Raw genomic sequence first — 23,121 nt, forward strand, 5'->3', positions numbered from 1 at the left:
AAACAATCTATGCTGCGCTGCACCTTGCTTCAAGTGCCGGATGTGTGTGCGTGCGCACATCATGTGCAATGGCCGCTGAAATTGCGTGCTCACTGACAAATCCGGTAGCGGTCGCTCGATCCGTGCAGCAGGACGTCGAGATGCAGGTGGTCGGCGTGATACGGGTCGGACCCCGGGCCGAGCACCGTCGTGAACCAGCCGCAGGCCGCCTGTCGAATGGCAGCGAGCGCCTGGCCGTCGGGCCCCGAGTGGCCGTCCGGCTTGATCGCGAGGGCGGCGCCTTCCGCGAACTCGAAACCGGAGATGTCGATGGCGATGCCGGTGCCGTGCGCGCTCGGCTTGCCGCCGGCCTGACGGTTGCGGTTTCGGCACTCGAAGCCCGGCCCCGTCCGCACGGCCTTGAGGGGCTTGCCGCGGGCGGAGGCGAGGACCGGGGCCGCGACGGCTCCGACCCAATCCGCGAGCGGACCGGCGAAGCGGCATGACACGACGGGGCCGTCCGGCAGCGCGATGGCCCCCTTTCCGTGCGGCGGACTCACCGCGGTCAGGCGCACCGGGGTCTCGATCTGGCAGGAGCCGTCCTCCGGCTTCGGCTGCGGCGCCAACTCGGCGGTGGCCCCGGCTGCCCGCAGCCGGTCCAGGCATGTTGTATCCGGCTGAACCGGGGTCGCGGTGGGTTTCGGCTCGGCGGGGCTCGTCGGAACGGAGGGGGAAGGCGGAACGGGCGGGGTAGCACCGACACGCCCGAATTCCGGCGGACGCCCTGGGGGAAGCGGCGCGGCCAGGGCGGCACTGCATGCGAGCATCACCAGTAAGCTGCCGAAGCAGGCAGGTGCGTGACGGGCGCTGCGTCCAGCCTCGCCCGTCCGGCGGGGGCTCGCCGGACCAGCATCCATCCTGCTTCCTCCCTCGGCCGCTGCGTCCTGAATGGGCGCCGCCAACGCGCGAAGATTCGCCCGCTCTTCTGTCTGCCGTCCGAAGGGGGGCTTTATCGTGGCATGCCTCACATGAGGGATGGTAGGCCCCTGGAACCGGCCGGGACGCGAACTATCTCTTGTCAGTCGACAATATGCCAGCCAAGGTGGGGCACCCGCCATGGTTGCTACACGGCCGCCACGTTCCGTCTTCGCGATCGCCGCGCTTCTCTGCGCCGTCGTCGCTGCGGTCTTTGCTGGCCTCCTCGATCAGAAGGCCCCTCAAGGGCACGGCTGGTCAGAGGCCGCCATCCAGGTCGGGCTGACCGATAAGCCAGGCCCGCTGCACAAGCCCGTCGGGCTGATCCGAGCCTTTGTCGGCGATCTCGACGGCGATCCTGACGACGACCTTGCGCCAGCCGCGAACGGGGCCCGAGCCGCGGTCGCTGCCCTCTCTTCGGCCACCGGGCCCACCCGGGAGCGCCGCCTTGCCTTCGGGGTCGCGGATGGCCCCGGGGCGACCGGGCCACCCTCTCTCTAGGCCGTTCCGGGCTCCGGCCCGCTCTCCCAACATTCAAGGACGCCGGCTGCGCCTCTGCGCGCGCGTCCGACCTCTCCTCGCGCCCGGCCCGCCCGGCGCCAACGGCTTTCACCAACATGGAAACGCTCGGACCTCAGCTCATTAAAGTTCTCGAGATCATCTGGATCAACATCATCCTGTCGGGTGACAACGCGGTCGTGATCGCGCTCGCCTGCCGGGGCCTGCCGCCTCACCAGCAGCGAACCGGCATGGTGCTCGGCGCGGGCGTGGCGGTGGTGCTGCGCATCGTGTTCACGGTCCTGGTCGCGACGCTGCTGACCACACCCTTCCTCAAGATCCTCGGCGGGCTTCTCCTGCTGTGGGTCGCCGTGAAGCTCCTGACCGGCGAGGAGGAAGCCGAAGCCGGCATCCGCGAATCCGAGCGGCTGTGGCACGCGGTGAAGACCGTGGCGATCGCCGATGCCGTGATGAGCCTCGACAACGTCCTGGCCATCGCCGCGGTGGCGAAGGATTCCACCGTCATGCTGGTGCTCGGGCTGGCGATCTCCATCCCGCTGATCGTCGCCGGCGCATCCCTCATCATCAAGCTGCTCGAGCGCATGCCGCTGCTCGTCTGGGCAGGAGCGGCTCTCCTGGGGTGGATCGCGGGCGAGATGCTGATCTCCGATCCTGCCCTCGTCAGCCGTCTCGGAGAGGATCTGGCGCACAGGCTCGATCTGCCGGCCGCGCTGATCGGGGCGGTCTTCGTGGTCGGCCTCGGCTTCGCGCTGACGCGGCGCGCGGCCGTCAGTCGCGCCTGAAGGCTGGGGACAGCCAGAACCGGGCGCACCGGGCTGTCAGGCGGCGGGCTATGGTCGATCCATGCCTGCCGCCCGCTCCCGACGCCTCGTCTGCCTGACCTGTTCGATGCCGATGACGGCGGATGACGGTCGGCACTACGCCTACCAGTGCCATGCCTGCGCGATGCACGAACACGACGTGACGGTGGCTCTCCGCACCGATCCCGACCATCCCGATCGCTGGGTGCTGGCCGAAACTCCGGTCGACCTGGGCGCTGGCAGGAAGGGGCGTGGGCCTCAGGCGAAGGTCGCCTTCATGTCGAGCGTGCTCTCGCGTCCGACGGCATCGTAGCTCCGCTCCAGCCACGCCTCGGCCGCGCGACGGCCGAGATCGCGCAACTGGACGAACATGTCCCAGTCCGGATTGAGGCGGCTGGAGGCCGCGAACCTGTCGAGGAAGCCGTCTCCGTCGATCCGGTGCATGAGGACGCGCTTGTACTCGTCGCGGGAGAGCTTTCCGTCGTCGATCAGGCGCGTCACGAACTCGATCACGCGCAATTCGCGCAGCAGCCCCGAATTGAAGTTGATCTCCGTCAGCCGGTTCTGGATCTCGGCCGCGGTCTGAGGCGTCTGCCGCCGTTCGATCGGATTGATCTGGACCAGGAGGACGTCGTCCGTGCGGGCGGCGTAGAAGATCGGGAAGAGCGGCGGATTCCCTGAATAGCCGCCGTCCCAGAACGGCTCGCCATCGATCTCGACCGCCCGGAACAGCGTCGGCAGGCAGGCGGAGGCCATCACGTGGCCGGCTTCGAGCTCCCGGGTCTCGAAGACGCGGATCTTGCCAGTCCAGACGGAGGTCGCGGCCACGAAAAGCTTCACGTCGGCGCTGCGGATCCGCTGGAAATCCACCACCGATTCCAGGACGTCGCGAAGCGGATTGATGTCGAGCGGATTGGAGAGATACGGCGAGACCGTGCCCTGCAGGAAGTTGAGCCAGGGGTTCTGGGCGCCGCCCGCGAGGGACCAGAAGCCGATCACGCGGTCGAAGATGCGGCGCTGCGGGTCGTCGAGGTTCCCGTCGAGGCTGACCTTGCGCCAGAAGGTCTCGAGCTTGCTGCGCGCTCCCTCGGGGCCGCCCTCCTGCCACCCGGCGCACATCACGACCGCGTTCATCGAGCCCGCGGAGGCGCCGGTGATCGCCTCGAAGGCGAGGCGCCCGTCCTCGATCAGCTTGTCCAGCACGCCCCAGGTGAAGGCGCCGTGGGCACCGCCGCCCTGCAGCGCGAGCGAGACCGTCTTCTCGGCCTTGGGGCCGGCAAGGCCGAGAATCCTGTCTTTCGCGTTTCCAGGACGGCCCGTCATGCGGCCGTCCAGCCGCCGTCGATCGAGAGATTGGCGCCCGTGATCTGCGCCGCCTCGTCCGAGCACAGGAATACGGCGAGCGCCGCGACCTGCTCGGAGGTGACGAACTCCTTGGTGGGCTGAGCTTCCAGCAGCACGTCCTTGATGACCTGCTCCTTGGTCAGCCCGCGCGCCTTCATGGTGTCCGGGATCTGCTTCTCGACGAGCGGCGTCCAGACATAGCCGGGCGAGATGCAGTTGCAGGTGATCTTGTGCGTGGCGACTTCGAGCGCGACGGTCTTCGTCAGGCCGGCGATCGCGTGCTTGGCGCTCACATAGGCCGACTTGAAGGGAGAGGCGACGAGCGAGTGGGCGGAGGCCGTCTGGATGATGCGGCCCCAGCCCTTCGCCTTCATGCCCGGCACGGCCGCCCGGATGGCGTGAAAGGCGGAGGAGAGGTTGATCGCGATGATCTGGTCCCACTTCTCGATCGGGAACTCCTCGATCGGCGCGACGTGCTGGATGCCGGCATTGTTGACCAGGATGTCGACCGCGCCGAACTGCTCCTCCGCCTGGCGGATCATGGCCTCGATCTCGGTCGGCCTCGTCATGTCGGCGGGCGAGTAGACCGCCTTCACGCCGAATTCGCGCTCGATCGCGCTGCGCTCCTTCTCGATGGCATCCGGCTCCCCGAACCCATTGATGAGGACGTTGGCGCCCTCCTTGGCAAAGGCTCGCGCATAGGCCAGCCCGATCCCGCTGGTCGAACCCGTAACGACGGCGGACTTTCCGTTCAGCGCCATATCGGTCTCCAAGATACCCGCCCCGAGACGTAGTCGCGGAGGCGGGGGATGTCACGATCGCCCGCCCCGACCTGTCGGAACTCCCAGCCCCGCAAGGTCGTGACAGTTTGAGGAAAATTGCCATCCCGAAACCAACGGGGAAGCAAGGCGGACATGCGAAGGAGAGCGGTTCGTCTCGGCAGGCCTCGACTATGCTTCTCTCGCACTTGACGGCGCGCTTCGCAGAAGACACGCGAGCACAGGTCGCCGCGCTCTTCGGGCTCTCGCTGCTGCCATTGCTCGGCCTGACCGGTGCGAGCGTCGATTACACCAATGCCAGCGCAGAGCGCACGCGCCTGCAGGCCGCGCTCGATGCCGCCGTTCTGGCCGGCGCCGCCGCGACGACCGACCAGGTCGGGACCGCGGCGCGGACCTTCTCGGGCGTTCTCGGATCCTCGTCCGTCACCCCGACCTTCACGGTGAACGGGAGCACGGTGACGGGGAGTGCCTCCGCCGAGGTCCCGGCCAAGTTCCTCCGGGCTTTCGGCAAGACCAGCATCCCGGTCGGCGCCAGCGCGGCGGCTGCGGCCAGCGTGACCGGAACCGCGGCTCCTTCGGGCGGCGTCTGCGTCCTGCTGCTCGACCCGAACGCCTCGCAGGCGCTGCTCCTCAACAGCGGCGCCAACATCAACGCGCCCGATTGCGAGTTCCACGTGAAGTCGACCGGCAACCCGGCCGCCATGTTCAACTCGGGAAGCACGTTCAACTTCAAGCAGGTCTGCGTGCAGGGGACGAACGTCACCCAGAACTCGATCACGATCCCGAACCTGCGGGTGAACTGCCCGACCGCGACGGACCCCTTCGCGGGCCAGCTCCCGACCCCCAGCACGTCCGGAAACTGCGCGTCGAACAATTACAACGGCGGCAACATCACGCTCGCGCCGGGAATCTACTGCAACATCAACTTCAACAGCACCACGAACGTGACCTTCCAGCCTGGGCTGTACGTCATCCGGGGCACCTGGAACGTGAACGGCGGCACGTGGTCATGCCCGGCCTGCACGGCCGGGGCGGGGGTGACGTTCTACTTCGCGGATGCCAATTCCAAGTTCCAGTTCAACTCGGGCGTGAAGGCGACGCTCACGGCGCCGACGACCGGAACCTATGCCGGGTTGCTGTTCTTCGAGGCGCCGAACCTCTCCAAGTCGGATTTCATTTTCAACCCCTCGCAGGGGTTCGACTGGACTGGCCTCGTCTATCTTCCGAGCCGGAACGTGACCTTCAACTCCTCGTCCCAGATCTCGAGCGGCAACATCACCATGGTGTTCAACAAGCTCATCCTGAACGGGACGAAGTGGACCTTCGGGGAGGGCTCGAAGAAGATCGCATCCCCCTCGGCCCTGACACCGGGCCCGGCGGAGCGGAGCGTCTTCCTGAAGTTCTGAGCCTCCGGCCGGCGGCTTCGACCGGAAGGGAACTCAGCGCCGCCTGCGGGAACCATGGCGGCTCGGGCGTCATTGCCCCGGATTGATCCGGGGAGTGCCGTCGATGCCGCTCCGCTTACGTCTTGCGATCCTTCTCTATCCCGTCGCCTTCGCGCTGCCGGCCGGGGCGGGCGCGGCCCTCCTGCTCTCCATCCCGGGGCTGTCGCCCCATGCCGGATGGCTGCTGCCCTATCTGGGAGCGGAAAGCCTCGTGATCGGGGCGGCGCTCGCCTGGCATCTGGCAGCGGTCCTGCTCGCCGGCAGCACCCGGATAGCGCCGGTCCCCGTGCGCATCGGAGCGGGGAGGCCGGCCGTCGCGGAGGCCCGCGTGACGCTCCCTCGCGGTCGACGCTAGCCCCGAACGAAAAAGGCGGCCCGGAGGCCGCCTTCATCGTCTCGCATCGAGCCCGAGATCACTCGCCGGCGTCGGCCGGCTCAGGACGATCGCTCTCCGCGCGCGGCTCGCGATCCTCGCGCGGTCCGCGGTCCTCACGCGGGCCGCGGTATTCGCCGCGATCACGGCGGGGGCCACGATCGCCACGGTCCCGACGCGGGCCCCGATCACCGCGGTCACCGCGCTCCTCACGCTCCTCGACGACCTCGCCGCGGGCCTCACGCTCTGCACGCTCGGCATCGCGCTGGGCCTTGAGCTTCTCCGTGAGGTCTTCGCCAGTCTGCTGGTCGACGACCTTCATGGAGAGGCGGATCTTCCCGCGCTCGTCCTGGCCGAGGAACTTCACCTTCACCTTGTCGCCTTCCTTGACGACGTCCGTGACCTTCTGGACGCGCTGGGGGGCGAGCTCGGAGATGTGGACCAGGCCGTCCTTCGGGCCGAAGAAGTTCACGAAGGCGCCGAACTCCATCGTCTTGACGATGGTGCCGTCGTAGATCGTGCCGGCCTCCGGCTCCGCTACGATCGAGCGGATCCAGTTATAGGCGGCCTTGATGGCCTTGCCGTCTGCGGACGCGATCTTGATCGTGCCGTCATCGTCGACGTTGATCTTGGCGCCCGTCTTCTCGACGATCTCGCGGATCACCTTGCCGCCCGTGCCGATGACCTCGCGGATCTTGTCCGTCGGGATCTTCATCATCTCGATGCGCGGAGCATGCTCGCCGAGCTCGGCGCGGGCCGAGGTCAGCGCCTTCGACATCTCGCCGAGGATGTGCTCGCGCCCACCCTTGGCCTGGTCGAGGGCGACCCGCATGATCTCCTCGGTGATCCCGGCGATCTTGATGTCCATCTGGAGGGACGTGATGCCGCCGTCCGTGCCGGCCACCTTGAAGTCCATGTCGCCGAGATGGTCCTCGTCGCCGAGGATGTCGGAGAGGACCGCGTAGCGCTCGCCTTCCAGGATCAGGCCCATGGCGATGCCCGCCACCGGCTTCCGGAGCGGCACGCCCGCATCCATCAGCGACAGCGAGGCGCCGCAGACGCTCGCCATCGAGGAGGAGCCGTTCGACTCGGTGATCTCGGACACGACGCGGATCGTGTACGGGAACTCGTGCGCCGGCGGCAGCATCGGGTGGATCGCCCGCCAGGCGAGCTTGCCGTGGCCGATCTCGCGGCGGCCCGGCGAGCCCATGCGGCCCGTCTCACCGACCGAGTAGGGCGGGAAGTTGTAGTGGAGGAGGAAGTTCTCCTTCCGGGTGCCTTCCAACTGGTCGATGAACTGCTCGTCCTCGCCCGTGCCGAGCGTCGCGACGACCAGCGCCTGCGTCTCGCCGCGGGTGAAGAGGGCCGAGCCATGCGCACGCGGCAGGACGCCGACCTCGGAGAGGATCGGGCGGACCGTCGTGAGGTCACGGCCGTCGATGCGGCTCTTCGTGTCCAGGATGTTCCAGCGCACGATCTTGGCCTGGACCTCCTTGAAGGCGGTCTTGACCTTCTCGGGGTCGAAGCGTGCCTCGCCCTCGGCCGGGATAAGGGCGTTCATCACCTTCACCTTCGCGGCGTCGACGGCGGCGTAGCGGTCGGCCTTCTGCGTGATCTTGTAGGCGGCGCGCAGGTCCTGCTCGGCAATCTCGAGGATGACCTTCTCGATCTCTGACAGGTCCGGCGGCGTGAAGTCGCGCGGCTCCTTGGCGGCCTTCTCGGCAAGACGGATGCAGGCGTCGATCACCGGCTGGAAGTGCTTGTGGCCGAACATGACGGCCCCGAGCATCACCTCTTCCGAGAGCTCCTTGGCCTCGGACTCGACCATGAGCACGGCATCGTTCGTCCCGGCGACGACGAGGTCGAGCGTGGTCGCCTCCATCTCGGCCAGGGTCGGGTTCAGCTTGTAGCCGCCGTTGATGTAGCCGACGCGGGCCGCGCCGACCGGACCCATGAAGGGCACGCCCGAGATCGTGAGCGCGGCGGAGACGGCGACCATCGCGACGATGTCCGGATCATTCTCGAGGTCGTGGCTGAGCACGGTCGCGACGATCTGGGTGTCGTTCTTGTAGCCCTCGACGAACAGAGGGCGGATTGGCCGGTCGATGAGGCGCGAGGTCAGCGTCTCCTTCTCGGTCGGACGGCCTTCGCGCTTGAAGTAGCCGCCGGGGATGCGGCCCGCCGCATAGGTGCGCTCCTGGTAGTTCACCGTGAGCGGGAAGAAGTCGAAGCCGGGCTTCGGCTCCTTCATGGAGACGACGGTCGCCAGGACCGTGGTCTCGCCATAGGTGGCGACGACAGCGCCGTCGGCCTGGCGGGCCATCTTGCCCGTCTCGAGCGTGAGCTTGCGCCCACCCCACATGATCTCTTCGCGTTGGATGTCGAACATAGCTTGCCTTCCGTGGGGGCGGACGGAGGCGTTCCCTTGCCATGTGCAAGATGACGGGGGGCTCGGGCTCGGGGCGGATGCTGCGATCCGCGCGAGCCCCCGGCAATCCTGCCATGGCCGGCCTCGGCCGCCCGGCTTGATGGGCCAGCGGACCATTCCGCCGGCCTTGAACGGGACGTCGCTTCGCGTCCCGGATGCGAAACGGCCGGAGCGACAGGCTCCGGCCAGGTCTTAAGGCCTTAGCGGCGGATGCCCAGGCGCTCGATCAACGTCCGGTACCGGGCTTCGTCCTTGCCCTTCACGTAGTCGAGCAGCGAGCGCCGCTGCGAGACCATCTTCAGCAGGCCGCGGCGCGAATGGTTGTCCTTGCCGTGCGACTTGAAATGGCTGGTGAGGTTGTTGATCCGCTCGGTCAGGATGGCGACCTGGACTTCCGGGGAGCCGGTGTCGTTCGCTTCGCGAGCATATTCCTTGATGAGCGCCTGCTTGCGCTCGGCCGTGATCGACATCGGGTTCCTTTCAGGTGAGTGTGGATGGGCCGGTCACGATTGCTGTGACGGCCTTCGCGCAACGCGGCCGGGCCGGGATGTCGTCCAGCGCAGTCGGATTGTCGCGAGAACGCCCGCCGGCCGGAAAGCCGGATCGGGGACGCGCCCTTATACACGAATCCCGAGGCGGCGCCAGGGGGGCGTCCAACCGCAGCTCCGTCCGGTTTCGTCCGCCCGTGACAGGGAACCGCCCTGGAAGCGCCGGTTTGACCCCCATCATCGCAGGAGGACCCCTATGGCAACAGCCACACTCGGCGGCAGCCTTTCGGCCAATGACGCGGCCCGTTCCGTCTTCATCACGGGCGTGAAGAACGCTCACGCCATGGAGAAGGAAGCCCGCCAGATCCTGTCCCGGCAGCTCGAGCGGCTCTCGAATTACCCGGAGATGGAGGCGCTCGTCCGGCGCCACCTCGAGGAGACGAACGGCCACGAGCAGCGCATGGATGAGATCCTCGACGCGTTGGGGGAGGATCGCTCGGTCCTGAAGGACTGGGCAACGCAGATCATGGGCAATGTCGCGGCCATCGCGCATGTGCCGATGGGCGACGAGATCCTGAAAAACACCTTCGCCAACCATGCCTTCGAGAATTTCGAGGTCGCGGCTTACAAGTCTCTCGTCACGATGGCGGAGGTCGTGGGCGAGACGCGGTTCGTCACGGCTCTCCAGCAGAACCTGCGCGAGGACGAGAAGGCGGCGCAGATGATCAAGGATCAGGTCGAGCCGATCACCCGCAAGTACCTGGCGCGGATCGCGGCCGGCGAGAAGGCGGACCGCTGACCGGACGATCCCGGGCGCGAGGCCCTAATCTCGCGCCCGGAGATCGAGAGCCATGAGTTCCTCGTCGATCGAACGGCCGTCCACCCGCAGCGCGTCGCGCATGACGCCATACGGCCGGAAGCCTAGCCGCCCGTAGAGCGCGCGAGCCGGCGTATTGTCTGTCCCGACCGCAAGGTCGAGTACGTCCACATGCTTCGACGCGTAGGCGATGACGCCTCCGAGAAGGCGGGCCGCCAGCCCCCGGCCGCGGGCTTCCTGCGCGACGAAGACGCCTGTCACGAGGCCGCGGTGACGCTGCTTGGCGCTCGACTCGACGCTCAGCGACGCCAAGCCGACGAGATTGTCGTCAAGAAAGGCTCCGAAGTGCGCGGAGGGCGCCTGGACGTCGAGGCGACGCTCGAACCAGGCAAAATCCCGCCTCCGAACCTCTTCCAGATCGGCCGAAAAGGCCTCCGGCTCCGCTTCGAGCGCCGCGATACGCAGCGCCCGATAGGAAGCAGCGTCCTGGCGCCCGAGAGGCCGGATGGTCACCAGTTGCGAGGCCTTCACGCCAGGCTGAACACCCGGTGCGGAACGAGTTCGCCTTCCTCGACATCGCCGATGGCGACGAGGATGCCGTTGCAGGTCGCGTAGAGGCGCCCCTCCGTCGGGGCATCGCGGCCCCGCAGCAGGACGGACTGGCCCCGCATCAGGCGGCCGGCAGCATCCCGCGATACCGGGAGGCACGGCAGGTCGACGAGAGCGGACGCTACGGGCTGAAGGATCGGCGTGGTGCGGCCCGGCTCGGCCGTTCCCGTCTCGAGTTCCTGGATGGTGGCGGTCTCCGCCTCGGTGAACGGCCCCACCCGCGTGCGGCGAAGCGCCGAGACGTGGCCGAGGCAGCCGAGCGCGCGGCCGAGATCTCGGGCCAGCGCCCGGACATAGGTGCCCTTGCCGCAATCGGCGGCGAGCACGGTCTTGTCCTCGGCATGATGCATGACGGCGAGGCGATCGACCTCGACGACCCGCGGCTTCAGCTCGAGATCGCCGCCGCTGCGCGCCACGTCATAGGCGCGCTCGCCCGCCACCTTGATGGCCGAGAAGCGCGGCGGGACCTGTTCGATCTGCCCGGTGAAGCGGGGCAGCAGGGCCTCGACATCGGCCAGATCGGGCACGCGGTTCGTCGCCTGGACGGGCCGCCCCTCGGCATCGTCCGTGTCGGTCTCGACGCCCCAGGTCACGGTGAAGACGTAGGACTTCTTCCCGTCCATCACGAAGGGGACGGTTTTCGTCGCCTCCCCGAGCGCGATCGGCAGGATGCCCGAGGCGAGCGGATCGAGCGTTCCGGCGTGGCCGGCCTTCTTGGCGTTGAGGGCGCGCTTGACGACCGCGACCGCATGGGTCGACGTCATCCCGACCGGCTTGTCGAGGATGACCCAGCCGTTCACGATCCGCTTCTTCGGGCGGTCCTGGTGGGGGCGGCGCTCTCGCCGGCCCTCCGGCCTCCGCTCCTCCGCGGGCGGCGCCTCGTCGATCATCGTATCCATCAGCCCTGTTCTGTCTCGTCGGAAGCCGCGTCCTGTTCCAGGTCGCGCCTCACCTTCTCGCTGCGGAGGAGCGCGTCGATGCGCGCCGCCTCGTCGAAACTCTCGTCACGCCGGAAGCGGAGCTCTGGCGCGTATTTCAGGTCCACCCGACGCGCCACCTCCTGGCGCAAGGCCTTCTTGTTGCGGTCGAGCGCCTCGATCACGGGACGTTCGTCCTTGCCGCCGAGCGGCATCACGAAGGCCGTGGCGAGCTTGAGGTCGGGCGACATGCGGACCTCGGGAATCGTGACCACGTGCGCGTTCAGCACGGGATCCTGAAGGTCGCCGCGACCGAGGACGTCGGCGAGCGCGTGGCGCACCAGTTCCGCAACGCGCTGCTGGCGCTGGCTCGGGCCTTTGGGGGTGTCCTGACGTTTCTGCATGATTCGTATCGCCGGGATTGAACCGGCTCCAATGCGTCATGGCCGGGCTTGGCCCGGCCATCTACGTACTGCCAGTCTCACAGGTTCCGGGGTTGGCCGGGTCCAGCCCGGCCAAGACGAGCGCCTAGAGCGAACGCCGCTCCTCGTGCACGTGGAAGCACTCGATCACGTCGCCGACACGGATCTTGTCGTAGTTGTCGAACGACATACCGCATTCCTGGCCGGCGACGACGGAGGAGACGTCGTCCTTGAAGCGCTTCAGCGTCTGCAGGCGACCGCCCTCGTGAATCACGACGTTGTCGCGGATCAGGCGGATATGGGCGCCGCGCTCCACACGGCCGTCCATGACGCGGCAGCCCGCGACCTTGCCGATCTTCGACACGTCGAAGACCTCGAGGATCTTCGCCTCGCCGAGCCGCTCCTCGCGCAGGTTCGGGGGCAGCATCCCGGACATCGCGTCCCGCACGTCATCCACGAGGTTGTAGATGATGTTGTAGTAGCGGATCTCGATCCCGGCGCGCTCGGCCGCCTCGCGCGCTTCCTTGTGGGCGCGCACGTTGAAGCCGATGATGACCGCACCCGAAGCCTGGGCGAGGGTGACGTCGGACTCGGTGATCGCGCCGACGCCGCCGTGCAGGATGCGCGCGCCGACCTCCTCGTTGCCGAGCTTCTCGAGCGCCGTAAGGATGGCCTCGACGGAACCGCCCACGTCGCCCTTGATGACGAGCGGGAATTCCTTCCGGCCGCCACCCTCGCGCAGGTCGCGCATCATGTCCGCGAGCGAGCCGCGGTTGACGGATGCACGCGCCGCAGCACGCTCGCGCTTCACGCGGGCACGGTACTCGGTGATCTCGCGGGCGCGGGCCTCGGACTCGACCACCGCCACGCGGTCGCCGGCATCCGGCGTGCCATTGAAGCCGAGGACCTGGGCCGGATATGACGGGCCCGCCTCCTCGATCATCTCGCCCGTGTCGCTGACGAGCGCACGCACGCGGCCCCATTCGGCGCCGGCCACGATGATGTCGCCGGGCTCGAGCAATCCGCGCTGGACGAGGACGGTCGCGACCGGGCCGCGGCCGCGGTCGAGCTTCGCCTCGATGACGGTCCCTTCCGCGTTGCGGAGCGGGTCGGCCTTGAGGTCGAGAACTTCCGCCTGGAGCAGCAGACCTTCCAGCAGCTCATCGAGGCCCTGGCCGGTCAGGGCGGAGACCTCGAACTCGAGGGTGCTGCCGCCCATCGACTCCACCTGGATGTCGTGCTGCAGCAGTTCCGTACGAACCCGCTGCGGATTGGCGCCGGGCTTGTCGATCTTGTTGATGGCAACGATGATCGGAACGTCGGCCGCCTTGGCGTGGCTGATGGCCTCGATCGTCTGGGGCATCACGCCGTCATCGGCCGCAACCACCAGCACGACCATGTCGGTGATCTTCGCGCCGCGGGCGCGCATCGCCGTGAAGGCAGCGTGGCCGGGGGTGTCGATGAAGGTGATCTGCGCACCCGAGGGCGTCGTGATCTGGTACGCGCCGATGTGCTGCGTGATGCCGCCGGCCTCGCCCGCCACGACGTCCGTCTTGCGGATCGCGTCGAGGAGCGACGTCTTGCCGTGGTCGACGTGGCCCATGATGGTAACGACGGGCGGGCGCGGCTCGAGGTGCTCCTCGAGGTCCGGCTCGTCGAAGAGGCCTTCGAGCACGTCCGCCTCGGCGACGCGACGCACCGTGTGGCCGAGCTCCTCCGCCACGAGCTGCGCCGTATCGGCGTCGATCGTGTCCGTGATCTTGTGGATCTGCCCCTGCTTCATCAGGAGCTTGATCACGTCCACGGCGCGCTCGGCCATGCGGTTCGCGAGATCCTGGATGGTGATGGTCTCCGGGATCGTCACCTCGCGCGAAAGCTTCTCCTTCTCTTCCACCTGGCGGTGGCCGCTCATGCGCTGCATGCGGCGACGGAAGGAGGCCACGGAGCGCGTGCGCTCGTCCTCGCCGGAAGTGGCGGTCGTCACCGTCAGACGGCCACGGCGATCACGGTTCCCGCCACCCGGACCCTTCGGAGCCTTCGGGGGCGTGATGATCTTGAGCGGCATGCCGGGACGGCGGATGACCACCTTGCGGTCGCTCTCGTCGTCGGCAGCGGCTGCGGGCGCGGTACGGCCACCCGGGGCGGCCGGGCGCGCGGTGGCGGCGCCGGCCGAAGCGGCGGGGCGCTGCTGCGCATCCTTGTTGGTCGGCTGCGCGGCCGGGGCCGGGCGGCGGCCGATCATGTCGAGATTCTGCGGCCGGCGCCCGTCGCTCGGGCGGGGCGTCACGGGCGAAGGCGGCGTGATTTCGCCAAGGCGACGACGCGCCTCTTCCTCGGCGCGGCGCTTGCGCTCCTCTTCCTGCCGGCGACGGTCTTCCTCGTCGCGCTTGCGGGTCTCGGCGGCTTCGCGCTCCTGCTGGTCGCGGGCCTCGCGCTCGGCGCGGCGGCGAGCGTTCTCCTCCGCGATGCGCCGGTCCTCTTCCTCGCGCCGCTTGGCATCGGTGAGCGCGTGAACGCGCGCATCACGCTCCTGATCGGTCAGCGTGCGCAGCACGATCCCGGTCGGCCGTCCGCCCGGGGCCTGGCCGGCGGCGGGCCGGGGCGTAGAGGGGGCGGCGGGCGGCGTTGCCGCCCTGGGAGCCGGTGTGGGCGCGGCCGGACGAGGCGCGGCTGCAGGGGCAGCGGGCCGAGGAGCGGGCGCGGCGGGTCTGGGGGCAGGCGCGGGCGCGGCGGCAGCCGGCGGGGCCGGGCGATTCACCGCGATCGGCTGGCGGGCCGAGGAGGCCGGGGCTACGGGAGCAACCGGCCGCGGCGCTGCCGGGGCGGCGGCCGGAGCCGGCGCCGCCTCCTTCGGGGCAGCCGGGCCTGTACGACGCTTCACCGTCTCGACCACGACCGCCTTCGAGCGGCCGTGGGAGAAGCTCTGGCGCACCGTATTCTGCTCAGCCGGGCGCTTCGGCAGCGACAACGTCTTCGCAGAGACGTGCAGCGTCTTATCGCCCGGGGTCTTCGTGTCACTCATACAGATCTAGTCCTGCCGCTCGGCATCGAACCGAGCCTCGCCCTGCCGAATATCCACGTCCCGCGAAGGCTGGGCGCCATCGTCAACTCCGCGAAAACGGCGAAGCCGACGCCACCGCGCCAGGCACCCTTCACTACCAGGACCCGCGAGAAGCGCAGCATGTATCACATGCACGCGCCCCAAGGCCACGTCCAAATCGTCACCAGGCAGGTCGTCTAAGACGGGTATGCCTGATATCAGTTCCCCGGCCCGCTTTCGCAATGCCCCGGCGAGTTTTCGGCGACCGTCCTCGGCCGCCTCCCGCGCGTGGATGACCGCTCCGACGCCCCCGCTGGCGATCGCCGATTCGACCTTTCCGAAGCCCGTCACGACCGCGCCTGCCTTGTTGGCCAGCGAGAGCGCCCCCTTCAGGTCCCGCACCAGCGCGGCGTCGATGTCGTCGACGAGCGTCGGCGGAACCTTGGCCTCCGTCTTGAACGCTCGCGAGAACGCGCGTTTCCGGATGGCCTCGGCGACCGTCGCGGCCGTCGGCGTCACCCAGGCACCCCGGCCCGGCAGCTTGTTGCGCAGGTCGGGCACCACGACGCCGTCCGGCCCGAGTACGAACCGCATCAGGTCGGAGGCGGGCTGCGCGCCGCGCGTGACGATGCAGGTGCGCTCGGGTTCCGGCTTCGGCACGTCGATCCTGGTCGCTGCTTAGCTCGGCTGCGCCTCGGTCTCGGCGAGCTCGGCCTCCTCGGCCGGCTCCTCCGCAGGCGCCTCGACCCAGCCGGCCTTGATGCGGGCCTGCATGATCATGGCCTCGGCCTCCGTCCGGGACATGCCGAACGCATCGAGGAAGCCCTCGTGGCGAACGGCGTCCTGGCCGCGGCCCTCCGTATAGCCGACGAGGTCGTCCGTGGCGCATCCGGCCAGGTCCTCGATCGTCTTCACGTCGTTCTCGCCGAAGGCGACCAGCATCGGGGTCGTGACGCCGTCGATCTCGCGAAGCTCGTCCTCGACGCCGAGCTCGCGCCGGCGCGTATCCTGCTCCGCCTCGATCCGGTCGAGATATTCCTGGGCGCGGCGCTGGATCTCGGCCCCGGTATCTTCGTCGAAGCCCTGGATGGCGGCGATTTCGGACGGCTCGGCGGCGGCGATCTCCTCCACGCTGCGGAACCCTTCCGAGGCGAGGAGCTGGCCCACCACCTCGTCGACGTCCAGCGCGCCCATGAAGAGCTCGGTGCGCTCGACGAATTCCTTCTGGCGCCGCTCGGATTCCTCGGCCTCGGTCAGGATGTCGATGTCCCAGCCCGTGAGCTGCGAGGCGAGGCGGACGTTCTGGCCGCGGCGGCCGATGGCCAGCGAAAGCTGGTCGTCCGGCACCACGACCTCGATGCGCTCGGCCTCCTCGTCCAGCACGACCTTCACGACTTCCGCCGGCTGCAGGGCGTTCACGATGAAGGTGGCGCGGTCGTAGGACCACGGGATGATGTCGATCTTCTCGCCCTGCAGCTCGCCGACGACGGCCTGGACGCGCGAGCCGCGCATGCCGACGCAGGCACCGACCGGGTCGATGGAGCTGTCGCGGGACGTGACGGCGATCTTGGCGCGCGAGCCCGGGTCACGGGCGACAGCCTTCACCTCGACGATGCCGTCATAGATCTCGGGCACCTCGGAGGCGAAGAGCTTCGCCATGAACTGGGGATGGGTGCGCGACAGGAAGATCTGCGGCCCGCGCGCCTCGCGGCGGACATCGAACAGATAGGCGCGGATGCGGTCGCCCGGCCGGAAGGTCTCGCGCGGGATCAGCTCGTCCCGGCGCACGATGCCCTCGCCGCGGCCCGACAGGTCGACGATGACGTTGCCGTATTCGACGCGCTTGACGAGGCCGTTGATGATCTCGCCGATGCGGTCCTTGTATTCCTCGTATTGCCGGTCGCGCTCGGCATCGCGCACCTTCTGCACGATCACCTGCTTGGCCGACTGGGCCGCGATACGGCCGAAATCGAAGGGCGGAAGCGGCTCGGAGATCGCATCGCCCACCTGGGCGGCCGGGTTGCGGCGTCGCGCATCCTCGAGCGAGATCTCGGTCGCGTCGTTCTCCACCTGATCCACCACCAGCAGGTGGCGCGATAGGCGCAGCTCGCCGGTTCGCGGATGGATCTCGGCATGCACGTCCGTCTCCGCCCCGTAGCGGGAGCGGGCGGCCTTCGCGATCGCATCCTCCATGGCGGCGACCACGATGGAGCGGTCGATCACCTTCTCGCGGGCGACAGCATCCGCGATCTGCAGCAATTCAAGCCGATTGGCGCTGACCGCCATGTCCGTTCTCCTCTAGTCCGTCTTCTGCTCGGCCCGCTCAGAGGCAGGCGAATCGAGCTCGTCAGTCGGGGCGTCACCCTTTTCCGCCGCCTTGCCGCGCCGGAGCGATTCCCGGATCAGATCGTCCGTCAGCACGAGCCGTGCCTCGGCGATGTCGGCGAGCGACAGCTTCGCCACCACTTCCTCGCCCTCGGGACTGTCCGGCAACTCGATCGAAGCCGTGGTCTCGTCCGCATCCCGAACCAGGCCGCGGAAGCGCTTGCGCCCCTCGAGCGGGACGGCAAGCTCGATCTTAGCCTCGTAGCCGGCCCAGCGTCTGAAATCGGACGCCCGCACCAGCGGACGGTCGATCCCCGGCGACGAGACCTCGAGATTGTAGGCCTGAGCCACCGGATCCTCGAGATCGAGGACCGGGGACACCGCGCGGCTCACCGCCTCGCAATCCTCGACCGTCATCGTGCCGTCGGGACGCTCGGCCATGATCTGCACCGTCGTCCCGTTCTGGGCCGAAACCTTGACGCGCACGAGGCGAAAGCCGAGGTCCTCGAGCGCGGGCTCGATGACCTGGGCAACGCGCGCCGCAACGCCCTTTTCGTGGTAGAATCTGGCCTCTGATCCGTCGGTCATGATCGAGCTGCTCGTCCTCCGGCGTTGGGGCAATAAAAAAGAGCGGGACCCTCTCGGGCCCGCTCCCGACAATGGCGCTTTCGCACCACACCAGAGCTGACGTCAGTCAGATAGCATCGCACCTGCCGAGGTGCAAGGCGACGGCGCCCTCAGGCGACCGCATCCGCCTCGTACGCAAAGCCTTCCCCCGTGCGCACGACACGTCCGAAGCCGGGGAACGCCAGGTGCATGCCGGCCACCGGCAGGTTCTCGTCTGCGGCGCGGGCGAAGATGCGGCGGCGTGTCTCGGCTGCCTGCGCGCCGTCGACGTCGAACCCGACAGTCCAATCGGGCCGCGCGAACTGGAGGGCGGCGACATGGATGATGTCGGCCCAGATCAGCAGCCGCTCGCCCCCGCTTTCCACGAGGAACCCCGTCTGCCCGGGCGTATGGCCGGGCAGAGGCACGGACCGGATCCCTGGCGCAACCTCCCGACCTGCGGAGAAGCGGGTGGTTCGCTCCCCATAAGCGCCGAGCGACTTCACGGCATTGGCGATCGTCGCCTGCATCCTCTCGGGGGCGCGGGACGGCAGGCCCGGATCGACCCAGAAGGCGGCCTCCTCCTCCGCCACCCACAGCTCCGCGGATGGAAAGGCGGGATCGCCGGAAGGGTGAAGCAGCCCGCCGGCGTGGTCGCCATGCATGTGGGTCATCAGGATGGTGTCGATATCGTGCGGGGTAAGCCCGACCTGGGCGAGGGAGGCCGGCACGTGGCCGAGATGGCTTCCGCGAGACGGGCCGGTCCCGGCATCCACCAGGTAGGTGCAGCCATCCGCCCGAATGAGAAAAGTGTTTACCGGGACGGGCATGGGATCGGCCGGATGACCCGCCGCCCGGGCGAGCGCTGCGAGTTCCTCCGGCTCCGCGTCCGGGAACAGCGCGGGCGAAATGGTCTGCTCGCCGTCGCTGAGCGCGATTACCTCGATCTCGCCGACCAGGCGGCGGACGGCGCGTCCGGAACCGTTCGGGCTAGGGTCTGACATCGGCGGGTCTCCAGTGGCTGCAATCGGGCGGCTTGTGGGGATGTTGTCGGACCGGGCCGGCGCAAACTCAACCGGAAGCTCGGCTCCGGCGGCTGCGGCTTGCGAGAATCTCGCCGAGCGTCACTGGGCGGAAATCCCACAGGTCGACGCCGACATCGAACTGGCGGGGTGCAGGTCGCAGACGCCCGTGGCTGTGTCCGTGGAGGTTCAGGCTGCCGCGGCCGGACCCGTTCCAGGTCCTGAACGCGTAATGGCAGAGGACTAGCCTGGCGCCGTCCTCCTCGATCTCGGCATAATGCCCGACGCTGGCCCAACCCGAGGCGGCCAGGGTTGCCGGCCCGTCGTTGTTGCCGGCGATCAGGTGCTTGCGGCCGTTGAGGCGCGAAAGAAGCGCTCAATTCGCTCGGCAGAGCGCAGGCGCGTCAGGTCGCCGAGATGCCAGACCTCGTCCTCGGGGCGGACGGCCGCGTTCCAGCGCTCCGCCATGGCGCCATCCATCTCCTCGACGGAGCCGAATGGACGGCGATCGATGAAAAGGCGCCGGTGATCGCCGAAATGCTGGTCGGAGGTGAAGAAGACCGCCAAGGGCGGGCCAAGTCAGTTCCGGTCGTCTGGCACCATCGGGAGCGGGTGGAACTCGATCCCCTCCTCGACCAGCGCCTTCGCCTCGGCGGCATTCGCCTCGCCGTAGATGGAGCGATGCTCGGCCTCGCCGTAATGCATCTTGCGCGCCTCCTCGGCGAAGGCGGGACCGACATAGTCGGAGTTCTTCGTCACGTGCTCCCGGACGGCCTTCAGCATGGCGCGGATCGCCTGTTCCCGCTCGGACATGAGCGCGACGGGCTGAGTCCCCGCGGCCGGGGCGGGAAGGTTCTCCGAGGCGGGCGCTGCTGCGGGCTCCGCGGCGGAACTCCCCTTTCGCCCGAGTTGCGGCGCCATCAACTGCTTGGCGACCTGCGTCGAGTCGCAGAACGGGCAGGCCACGAGGCCTCGTCCGGCCTGCTCGTCATAGGCGGCCGAGGACGGGAACCAGGACTCGAAATCGTGGCCGTTGTCGCAGGCCAGGGCGTAACGGATCATCTTGGACGCGGAGCCTTCAGAAAGCGTCTGTCATCTTCCTGACAGATAAGCACTTTCGGCCCCGTTACGACACCTCACTCCGCTGCTGCAAGCCGCGCCTCGGCGCGGGCGACCTCCACCGTGAACGGGCGCCCGTGCTGCAGGGCCGGAATGCGGGCCCTTGCGTCCGCCACGAGGGACAGGTCGATCTCGGCCATGACGAGGCCCGGCTCGGCCGTTCCGTCCGCCAGGACGCGGCCCCAGGGATCGACGATCACCGAATGGCCGAAGGTCTCGCGCCCGTCCTCGTGCTTTCCGCCCTGGGCGGCGGAGATCATGAATGAGCCGGTCTCGATCGCACGCGCCCGGTGCAGCACGTGCCAATGGGCCTCGCCGGTCTGGCGCGTGAAGCAGGCTGGCGCCGACAGCACGCTGGCGCCACCTTCCGCGAGCGCGCGATAGAGCGCCGGGAAGCGCACGTCGTAGCAGATGGTGAGACCGAGCAGCCCCCACGGGGTCTCCGCCAGGACCGCCTTGTCGCCGCCCGTGTAGGTGGCGGATTCGCGCCAGGATTCGCCATTCGGCAGGTCGACGTCGAACAGATGGACCTTGTCGTAGCGCGCCGTGATCTCTCCCTCGCGGTCGATCACGAAGGCGCGGTTCGCGATCTTGTCGCCCGCCCGGACCGCGATGGAGCCGACATGCACCACGACGCCCTTCTCGCGCGCGACCTCGCGCAATCCGGCGAGCGTGACGTCCGTCTCCTCCGGGCCGACCTTCTCGAAGAGCGAGGCCCGGCCGCGATCGACGAGCGACGTCATCTCCGGCGTCTGGACATAGTGGGCGCCGAGCCCCGCCGCCTCGCGGATCAGGGCGACAGCCGCGTCGCGGTTCGCGACAGGGTCCCGGCCCGACCGCATGCCCGCGCAGGCGGCCACGAATTTCGATGCGGTCATAAGGCTCTCCGGCACGCTCAGGCGGCCAGGAGCGTATCCAAATCGCCGCGCCGGTCCAACGCGTAGAGGTCATCGCAGCCGCCCACATGGCGCTCGCCGATGAAGATCTGGGGCACGGTCGAGCGGCCGCCTGCGCGCTGGATCATCTCGCCGCGCCGCTCGCTCTGCCGCTCGATGTCGATCTCGTCGAAAGCCGCGTTCTTCTGCCGAAGAAGGTCCTTGGCGGCGGCGCAATAGGGGCACCAGCCCTTGGTGTAGATCGTGATGGGAGGCATGGCCGTGGGTCTGTTTGCGACGGCAACGTAGCAGTCCGGCCGCCGTTCCCAAAGGCTGCGGCCGCACTCACGATCGCGTGCGTGGCGTCTTCTGCGCAGAACGCGGGCTCCCTTGGCCCGTTGTCCTCGCGAAGGAGAGGGCGGATATGGCAGATGCGATGCGGCTCGGCTTCCCCGTGAAGGTGATGAGCCGCCCCGACCTCAAGAGCAACGACACGCGGCGCTGGCAGAAGAACCCGCACCTCAAAACGTCGCTCGAGTATATCGACGCGATCCTCGATCATCTCGCCCGGCACAAGATCCGGATGTACCGGATGTCGTCCGACCTCGCGCCGTACGCGACGCATCCGGACATGCCGCAATTCCATGACATGGTGGCGGAAAGCGATGCCGAGTTGCGGGCGATCGGCGAGAAGGCGCGTCGCCTCGACATCCGCCTGTCCTTCCACCCGTCCCAGTTCGTGCTCCTGAACTCTCCCGATCCGGAGCTGACGCGGAAGAGCATCTGGGACCTCTCCTCGCAATCGGAGATGCTGGACCGGATGGGGCTCGGGCCCGAGGCCGTGGTCGTGACCCATGTCGGCGGGACCTACGGCGACGTCGAGGCAAGCCGGGCGCGCTGGGCCGAGACCTGGCCGACGCTGCCGGAGCACGTGCGTCGCCGCCTGGTGCTGGAGCACGACGACCTCCGGTTCAGCGCAGCCGACGTGCTGTGGATCCACGAGCAGACGGGCGTGCGCCTCATCTTCGACTACCAGCATTTCTGGTGCCTGAACCCCGCTCAGCTCGACATGGTGGACACCCTGCGCAGGATCCTGGCGACCTGGCCGGAGGGAATCCGCCCCAAGATCCACTATTCGTCGCCGCGCACCGAGCTCCGGGAGCTGAAGCGCCGCGACCGCAAGACGAAGAAGCTGACGAAGGTTCTGCTGCCGCCTGTCTGGACGGGGCATGCGGACTTCACCAACCCCTTCGAGTTCATCCGCTTCATGCGGGACGCGCAGGGGCTCGTCTTCGACGTCATGCTTGAGAGCAAGGCGAAGGACCTGGCGCTCATGAAGCTCAGGCCCGACCTCCTGCGCTATGCGCCGGACGTCGCCGCGTGCTTCGGCCTGACCTCCTCCGATGCCGCCCTGCTCGAGGCGGAGGAGGAGGCGCTGGAAGAGGGCACCGAGGGCGCCCTCGAGGAGGCCGCCTAGCTCTCCGCTACCACCCGGGCGAAGGCCAGCACATCGACCGCGCTCGCGCCGCCGCGGATCAAGGCGCGGGATGCTGCATTCGCCGTGGCTCCGGTGGTGAGCACGTCGTCAAGGAGCAGCACGCGCTTGCCCTTCAGGCGCGGCCGCGCGCTCTCCGGCACCTTGAAGGCGCCCTGTAGGTTCTCTGCGCGCTGGTGGCGGCTCAGCCCGACCTGCGGGCTTGTCCTTTTCACCCGCTCGAGCAGGAAGGGATCGCACGGCTTGCCTTGGCTCTCGGCCACGATGCGGGCGAGTTCCATCGACTGGTTGAACCGGCGCCACCACAGGCGCAGTCGGTGCAGCGGAACGGGAACGACGACGTCCGCTTCCCCGGCGAGCTCAGCCCCTGCCCGCGCCATCATGGCGCCGAGGGCGCGGGCGAGATCCAGGCGGTCCGAATATTTGAGCCGGTGCACGAGCTTGCCCGCGGTGTCGTCGTAGCGGGCGACCGCGCGGGCCCGGGCGAAGACAGGCGGATCCGCGATCGCGGCGGGCGAGACCAGCGGCATCCCGAGATCCACCGCGAAGGGCGTGCCAAGGCGTTCGCAATAGGGCCGCTCGATGAAACGGATACCGGCCCAGCACTTGCCGCAGAGGGTATGCGGCTCGCCCGTTCCCCCGCCGCAGCCGATGCAACTCGGCGGATAGACGAGCCCGGCCAGCGCATTGCCGATACGGGCGACAGCGGGGAAGGCGGCCTGGAGCATGGATGACAGCATGGCG

The 23,121-nt window shown here is 68.5% G+C and carries 23 protein-coding genes and 2 pseudogenes; 7 read left to right on the plus strand and 18 right to left on the minus strand.

Annotated elements, in window-relative coordinates:
• Nucleotides 1–89: 89 nt before the first annotated feature.
• Nucleotides 90–896, minus strand: a complete 807-nt coding sequence (locus ACO2SS_RS04880; protein ID WP_423276467.1) for an extensin family protein — start codon at nt 894–896, stop codon at nt 90–92.
• A 199-nt stretch (nt 897–1,095) separates the two neighbouring features.
• On the opposite strand from ACO2SS_RS04880, the gene ACO2SS_RS04885 reads away from it, so the two are divergent.
• From ACO2SS_RS04885 to ACO2SS_RS04895, 3 genes are all read left to right on the plus strand, one after another.
• Nucleotides 1,096–1,455 (plus strand): hypothetical protein, encoded by a 360-nt coding sequence (locus ACO2SS_RS04885; RefSeq protein ID WP_423276469.1) that lies wholly within the window; start codon nt 1,096–1,098, stop codon nt 1,453–1,455.
• A gap of 116 nt (nt 1,456–1,571) precedes the next feature.
• On the plus strand, nt 1,572–2,255 hold the full coding sequence (locus ACO2SS_RS04890) for a TerC family protein (protein WP_423276470.1): 684 nt from the start codon (nt 1,572–1,574) through the stop codon (nt 2,253–2,255).
• Nucleotides 2,256–2,316: 61 nt separating this feature from the next.
• Complete coding sequence (locus ACO2SS_RS04895) at nt 2,317–2,586, plus strand: hypothetical protein (RefSeq protein WP_423276471.1); 270 nt, start codon at nt 2,317–2,319, stop codon at nt 2,584–2,586.
• On the opposite strand, the gene ACO2SS_RS04900 is transcribed toward ACO2SS_RS04895, so the two are convergent.
• Both ACO2SS_RS04900 and ACO2SS_RS04905 read right to left on the minus strand, forming a co-directional pair.
• Nucleotides 2,532–3,596, minus strand: coding sequence for a patatin-like phospholipase family protein (locus tag ACO2SS_RS04900; protein WP_423276472.1), 1,065 nt, complete (start codon nt 3,594–3,596; stop codon nt 2,532–2,534). The two genes, ACO2SS_RS04895 and ACO2SS_RS04900, sit on opposite strands and share 55 nt — an antisense overlap.
• Nucleotides 3,593–4,378: a 3-hydroxybutyrate dehydrogenase gene (locus ACO2SS_RS04905; RefSeq protein ID WP_423276473.1), complete on the minus strand. Its 786-nt coding sequence runs from the start codon at nt 4,376–4,378 to the stop codon at nt 3,593–3,595. The genes ACO2SS_RS04900 and ACO2SS_RS04905 overlap by 4 nt, the downstream gene beginning before the upstream one ends.
• A 191-nt stretch (nt 4,379–4,569) precedes the next feature.
• Between ACO2SS_RS04905 and ACO2SS_RS04910 the strand changes: the two genes are divergently transcribed.
• Both ACO2SS_RS04910 and ACO2SS_RS04915 read left to right on the plus strand, forming a co-directional pair.
• Nucleotides 4,570–5,802, plus strand: coding sequence for a pilus assembly protein TadG-related protein (locus tag ACO2SS_RS04910; RefSeq protein ID WP_423276474.1), 1,233 nt, complete (start codon nt 4,570–4,572; stop codon nt 5,800–5,802).
• Between the two features lie 103 nt (nt 5,803–5,905).
• Nucleotides 5,906–6,196, plus strand: coding sequence for a hypothetical protein (locus tag ACO2SS_RS04915; protein ID WP_423276475.1), 291 nt, complete (start codon nt 5,906–5,908; stop codon nt 6,194–6,196).
• Nucleotides 6,197–6,446: 250 nt separating this feature from the next.
• Here ACO2SS_RS04915 and pnp read toward each other — a convergent pair.
• Both pnp and rpsO read right to left on the minus strand, forming a co-directional pair.
• Nucleotides 6,447–8,603 (minus strand): annotated as a pseudogene (gene pnp / locus ACO2SS_RS04920) (polyribonucleotide nucleotidyltransferase); the annotation flags it as partial.
• Nucleotides 8,604–8,842: 239 nt separating this feature from the next.
• On the minus strand, nt 8,843–9,112 hold the full coding sequence (rpsO, locus tag ACO2SS_RS04925) for a 30S ribosomal protein S15 (protein ID WP_423276476.1): 270 nt from the start codon (nt 9,110–9,112) through the stop codon (nt 8,843–8,845).
• A 274-nt stretch (nt 9,113–9,386) separates the two neighbouring features.
• Between rpsO and ACO2SS_RS04930 the strand changes: the two genes are divergently transcribed.
• Nucleotides 9,387–9,929, plus strand: a complete 543-nt coding sequence (locus ACO2SS_RS04930) for a DUF892 family protein (protein ID WP_423276477.1) — start codon at nt 9,387–9,389, stop codon at nt 9,927–9,929.
• A 24-nt stretch (nt 9,930–9,953) separates the two neighbouring features.
• Here ACO2SS_RS04930 and ACO2SS_RS04935 read toward each other — a convergent pair whose 3' ends face one another.
• From ACO2SS_RS04935 to grxC, 12 genes and pseudogenes are all read right to left on the minus strand, one after another.
• A complete protein-coding gene (locus ACO2SS_RS04935; protein WP_423276478.1) occupies nt 9,954–10,478 on the minus strand; it encodes a GNAT family N-acetyltransferase in 525 nt (174 codons plus the stop codon).
• On the minus strand, nt 10,475–11,455 hold the full coding sequence (truB, locus tag ACO2SS_RS04940) for a tRNA pseudouridine(55) synthase TruB (RefSeq protein ID WP_423276479.1): 981 nt from the start codon (nt 11,453–11,455) through the stop codon (nt 10,475–10,477). The genes ACO2SS_RS04935 and truB overlap by 4 nt, the downstream gene beginning before the upstream one ends.
• Nucleotides 11,455–11,877, minus strand: coding sequence for a 30S ribosome-binding factor RbfA (rbfA, locus tag ACO2SS_RS04945; protein ID WP_423276480.1), 423 nt, complete (start codon nt 11,875–11,877; stop codon nt 11,455–11,457). Before rbfA ends, truB begins: the two co-directional genes overlap by 1 nt.
• A gap of 124 nt (nt 11,878–12,001) precedes the next feature.
• A complete protein-coding gene (gene infB / locus ACO2SS_RS04950) occupies nt 12,002–14,917 on the minus strand; it encodes a translation initiation factor IF-2 (protein ID WP_423276481.1) in 2,916 nt (971 codons plus the stop codon).
• A 6-nt stretch (nt 14,918–14,923) separates the two neighbouring features.
• Entirely contained in the window at nt 14,924–15,595 is a 672-nt protein-coding gene (locus ACO2SS_RS04955) for an RNA-binding protein (protein ID WP_423276482.1), read from the minus strand.
• Between the two features lie 18 nt (nt 15,596–15,613).
• Entirely contained in the window at nt 15,614–17,221 is a 1,608-nt protein-coding gene (gene nusA / locus ACO2SS_RS04960) for a transcription termination factor NusA (RefSeq protein WP_423276483.1), read from the minus strand.
• A 12-nt stretch (nt 17,222–17,233) separates the two neighbouring features.
• Nucleotides 17,234–17,848 carry a ribosome maturation factor RimP gene (gene rimP / locus ACO2SS_RS04965; protein WP_423276484.1) on the minus strand — a complete coding sequence of 205 codons (615 nt, stop codon included), beginning with the start codon at nt 17,846–17,848 and terminating at the stop codon, nt 17,234–17,236.
• Nucleotides 17,849–17,997: 149 nt separating this feature from the next.
• Nucleotides 17,998–18,870, minus strand: a complete 873-nt coding sequence (locus ACO2SS_RS04970) for an MBL fold metallo-hydrolase (RefSeq protein WP_423276485.1) — start codon at nt 18,868–18,870, stop codon at nt 17,998–18,000.
• Between the two features lie 67 nt (nt 18,871–18,937).
• A pseudogene (locus ACO2SS_RS04975) lies at nt 18,938–19,455 on the minus strand (metallophosphoesterase family protein).
• Between the two features lie 12 nt (nt 19,456–19,467).
• Nucleotides 19,468–19,950: a DUF1178 family protein gene (locus tag ACO2SS_RS04980; protein WP_423276486.1), complete on the minus strand. Its 483-nt coding sequence runs from the start codon at nt 19,948–19,950 to the stop codon at nt 19,468–19,470.
• A gap of 74 nt (nt 19,951–20,024) precedes the next feature.
• Nucleotides 20,025–20,885 (minus strand): carbon-nitrogen hydrolase family protein, encoded by an 861-nt coding sequence (locus ACO2SS_RS04985; RefSeq protein WP_423276487.1) that lies wholly within the window; start codon nt 20,883–20,885, stop codon nt 20,025–20,027.
• Nucleotides 20,886–20,902: 17 nt separating this feature from the next.
• On the minus strand, nt 20,903–21,160 hold the full coding sequence (grxC, locus tag ACO2SS_RS04990; protein ID WP_423276488.1) for a glutaredoxin 3: 258 nt from the start codon (nt 21,158–21,160) through the stop codon (nt 20,903–20,905).
• 146 nt (nt 21,161–21,306) lie between these two features.
• Here grxC and uvsE point away from each other — a divergent pair, with 146 nt between their 5' ends.
• The gene (uvsE, locus tag ACO2SS_RS04995; protein WP_423276489.1) at nt 21,307–22,359 is read left to right on the plus strand and encodes a UV DNA damage repair endonuclease UvsE; all 1,053 of its coding nucleotides are present in this window, start codon (nt 21,307–21,309) and stop codon (nt 22,357–22,359) included.
• Here uvsE and ACO2SS_RS05000 read toward each other — a convergent pair.
• Complete coding sequence (locus ACO2SS_RS05000; protein ID WP_423276798.1) at nt 22,356–23,105, minus strand: ComF family protein; 750 nt, start codon at nt 23,103–23,105, stop codon at nt 22,356–22,358. The genes uvsE and ACO2SS_RS05000 overlap by 4 nt on opposite strands.
• Nucleotides 23,106–23,121 lie beyond the last annotated feature (16 nt).

It is taken from the genome of Enterovirga sp. CN4-39 (assembly GCF_049446235.1).
Taxonomy (GTDB): Bacteria; Pseudomonadota; Alphaproteobacteria; order Rhizobiales; family Beijerinckiaceae; genus Enterovirga.

Coding starts and splice junctions, on each gene's coding strand:
- grxC (WP_423276488.1), bottom strand. CDS start 21,160: ATGCCTCCCATCACGATCTACACCAAGGGCTGGTGCCCCTATTGCGCC.
- ACO2SS_RS04970 (WP_423276485.1), bottom strand. CDS start 18,870: ATGTCAGACCCTAGCCCGAACGGTTCCGGACGCGCCGTCCGCCGCCTG.
- ACO2SS_RS05000 (WP_423276798.1), bottom strand. CDS start 23,105: ATGCTCCAGGCCGCCTTCCCCGCTGTCGCCCGTATCGGCAATGCGCTG.
- ACO2SS_RS04885 (WP_423276469.1), top strand. CDS start 1,096: ATGGTTGCTACACGGCCGCCACGTTCCGTCTTCGCGATCGCCGCGCTT.
- ACO2SS_RS04985 (WP_423276487.1), bottom strand. CDS start 20,885: ATGACCGCATCGAAATTCGTGGCCGCCTGCGCGGGCATGCGGTCGGGC.
- ACO2SS_RS04915 (WP_423276475.1), top strand. CDS start 5,906: ATGCCGCTCCGCTTACGTCTTGCGATCCTTCTCTATCCCGTCGCCTTC.
- infB (WP_423276481.1), bottom strand. CDS start 14,917: ATGAGTGACACGAAGACCCCGGGCGATAAGACGCTGCACGTCTCTGCG.
- truB (WP_423276479.1), bottom strand. CDS start 11,455: ATGGATACGATGATCGACGAGGCGCCGCCCGCGGAGGAGCGGAGGCCG.
- ACO2SS_RS04900 (WP_423276472.1), bottom strand. CDS start 3,596: ATGACGGGCCGTCCTGGAAACGCGAAAGACAGGATTCTCGGCCTTGCC.
- ACO2SS_RS04980 (WP_423276486.1), bottom strand. CDS start 19,950: ATGATCCGTTACGCCCTGGCCTGCGACAACGGCCACGATTTCGAGTCC.
- rpsO (WP_423276476.1), bottom strand. CDS start 9,112: ATGTCGATCACGGCCGAGCGCAAGCAGGCGCTCATCAAGGAATATGCT.
- ACO2SS_RS04880 (WP_423276467.1), bottom strand. CDS start 896: ATGGATGCTGGTCCGGCGAGCCCCCGCCGGACGGGCGAGGCTGGACGC.
- nusA (WP_423276483.1), bottom strand. CDS start 17,221: ATGGCGGTCAGCGCCAATCGGCTTGAATTGCTGCAGATCGCGGATGCT.
- ACO2SS_RS04905 (WP_423276473.1), bottom strand. CDS start 4,378: ATGGCGCTGAACGGAAAGTCCGCCGTCGTTACGGGTTCGACCAGCGGG.
- uvsE (WP_423276489.1), top strand. CDS start 21,307: ATGGCAGATGCGATGCGGCTCGGCTTCCCCGTGAAGGTGATGAGCCGC.
- ACO2SS_RS04910 (WP_423276474.1), top strand. CDS start 4,570: ATGCTTCTCTCGCACTTGACGGCGCGCTTCGCAGAAGACACGCGAGCA.
- rimP (WP_423276484.1), bottom strand. CDS start 17,848: ATGACCGACGGATCAGAGGCCAGATTCTACCACGAAAAGGGCGTTGCG.
- ACO2SS_RS04930 (WP_423276477.1), top strand. CDS start 9,387: ATGGCAACAGCCACACTCGGCGGCAGCCTTTCGGCCAATGACGCGGCC.
- rbfA (WP_423276480.1), bottom strand. CDS start 11,877: ATGCAGAAACGTCAGGACACCCCCAAAGGCCCGAGCCAGCGCCAGCAG.
- ACO2SS_RS04890 (WP_423276470.1), top strand. CDS start 1,572: ATGGAAACGCTCGGACCTCAGCTCATTAAAGTTCTCGAGATCATCTGG.
- ACO2SS_RS04895 (WP_423276471.1), top strand. CDS start 2,317: ATGCCTGCCGCCCGCTCCCGACGCCTCGTCTGCCTGACCTGTTCGATG.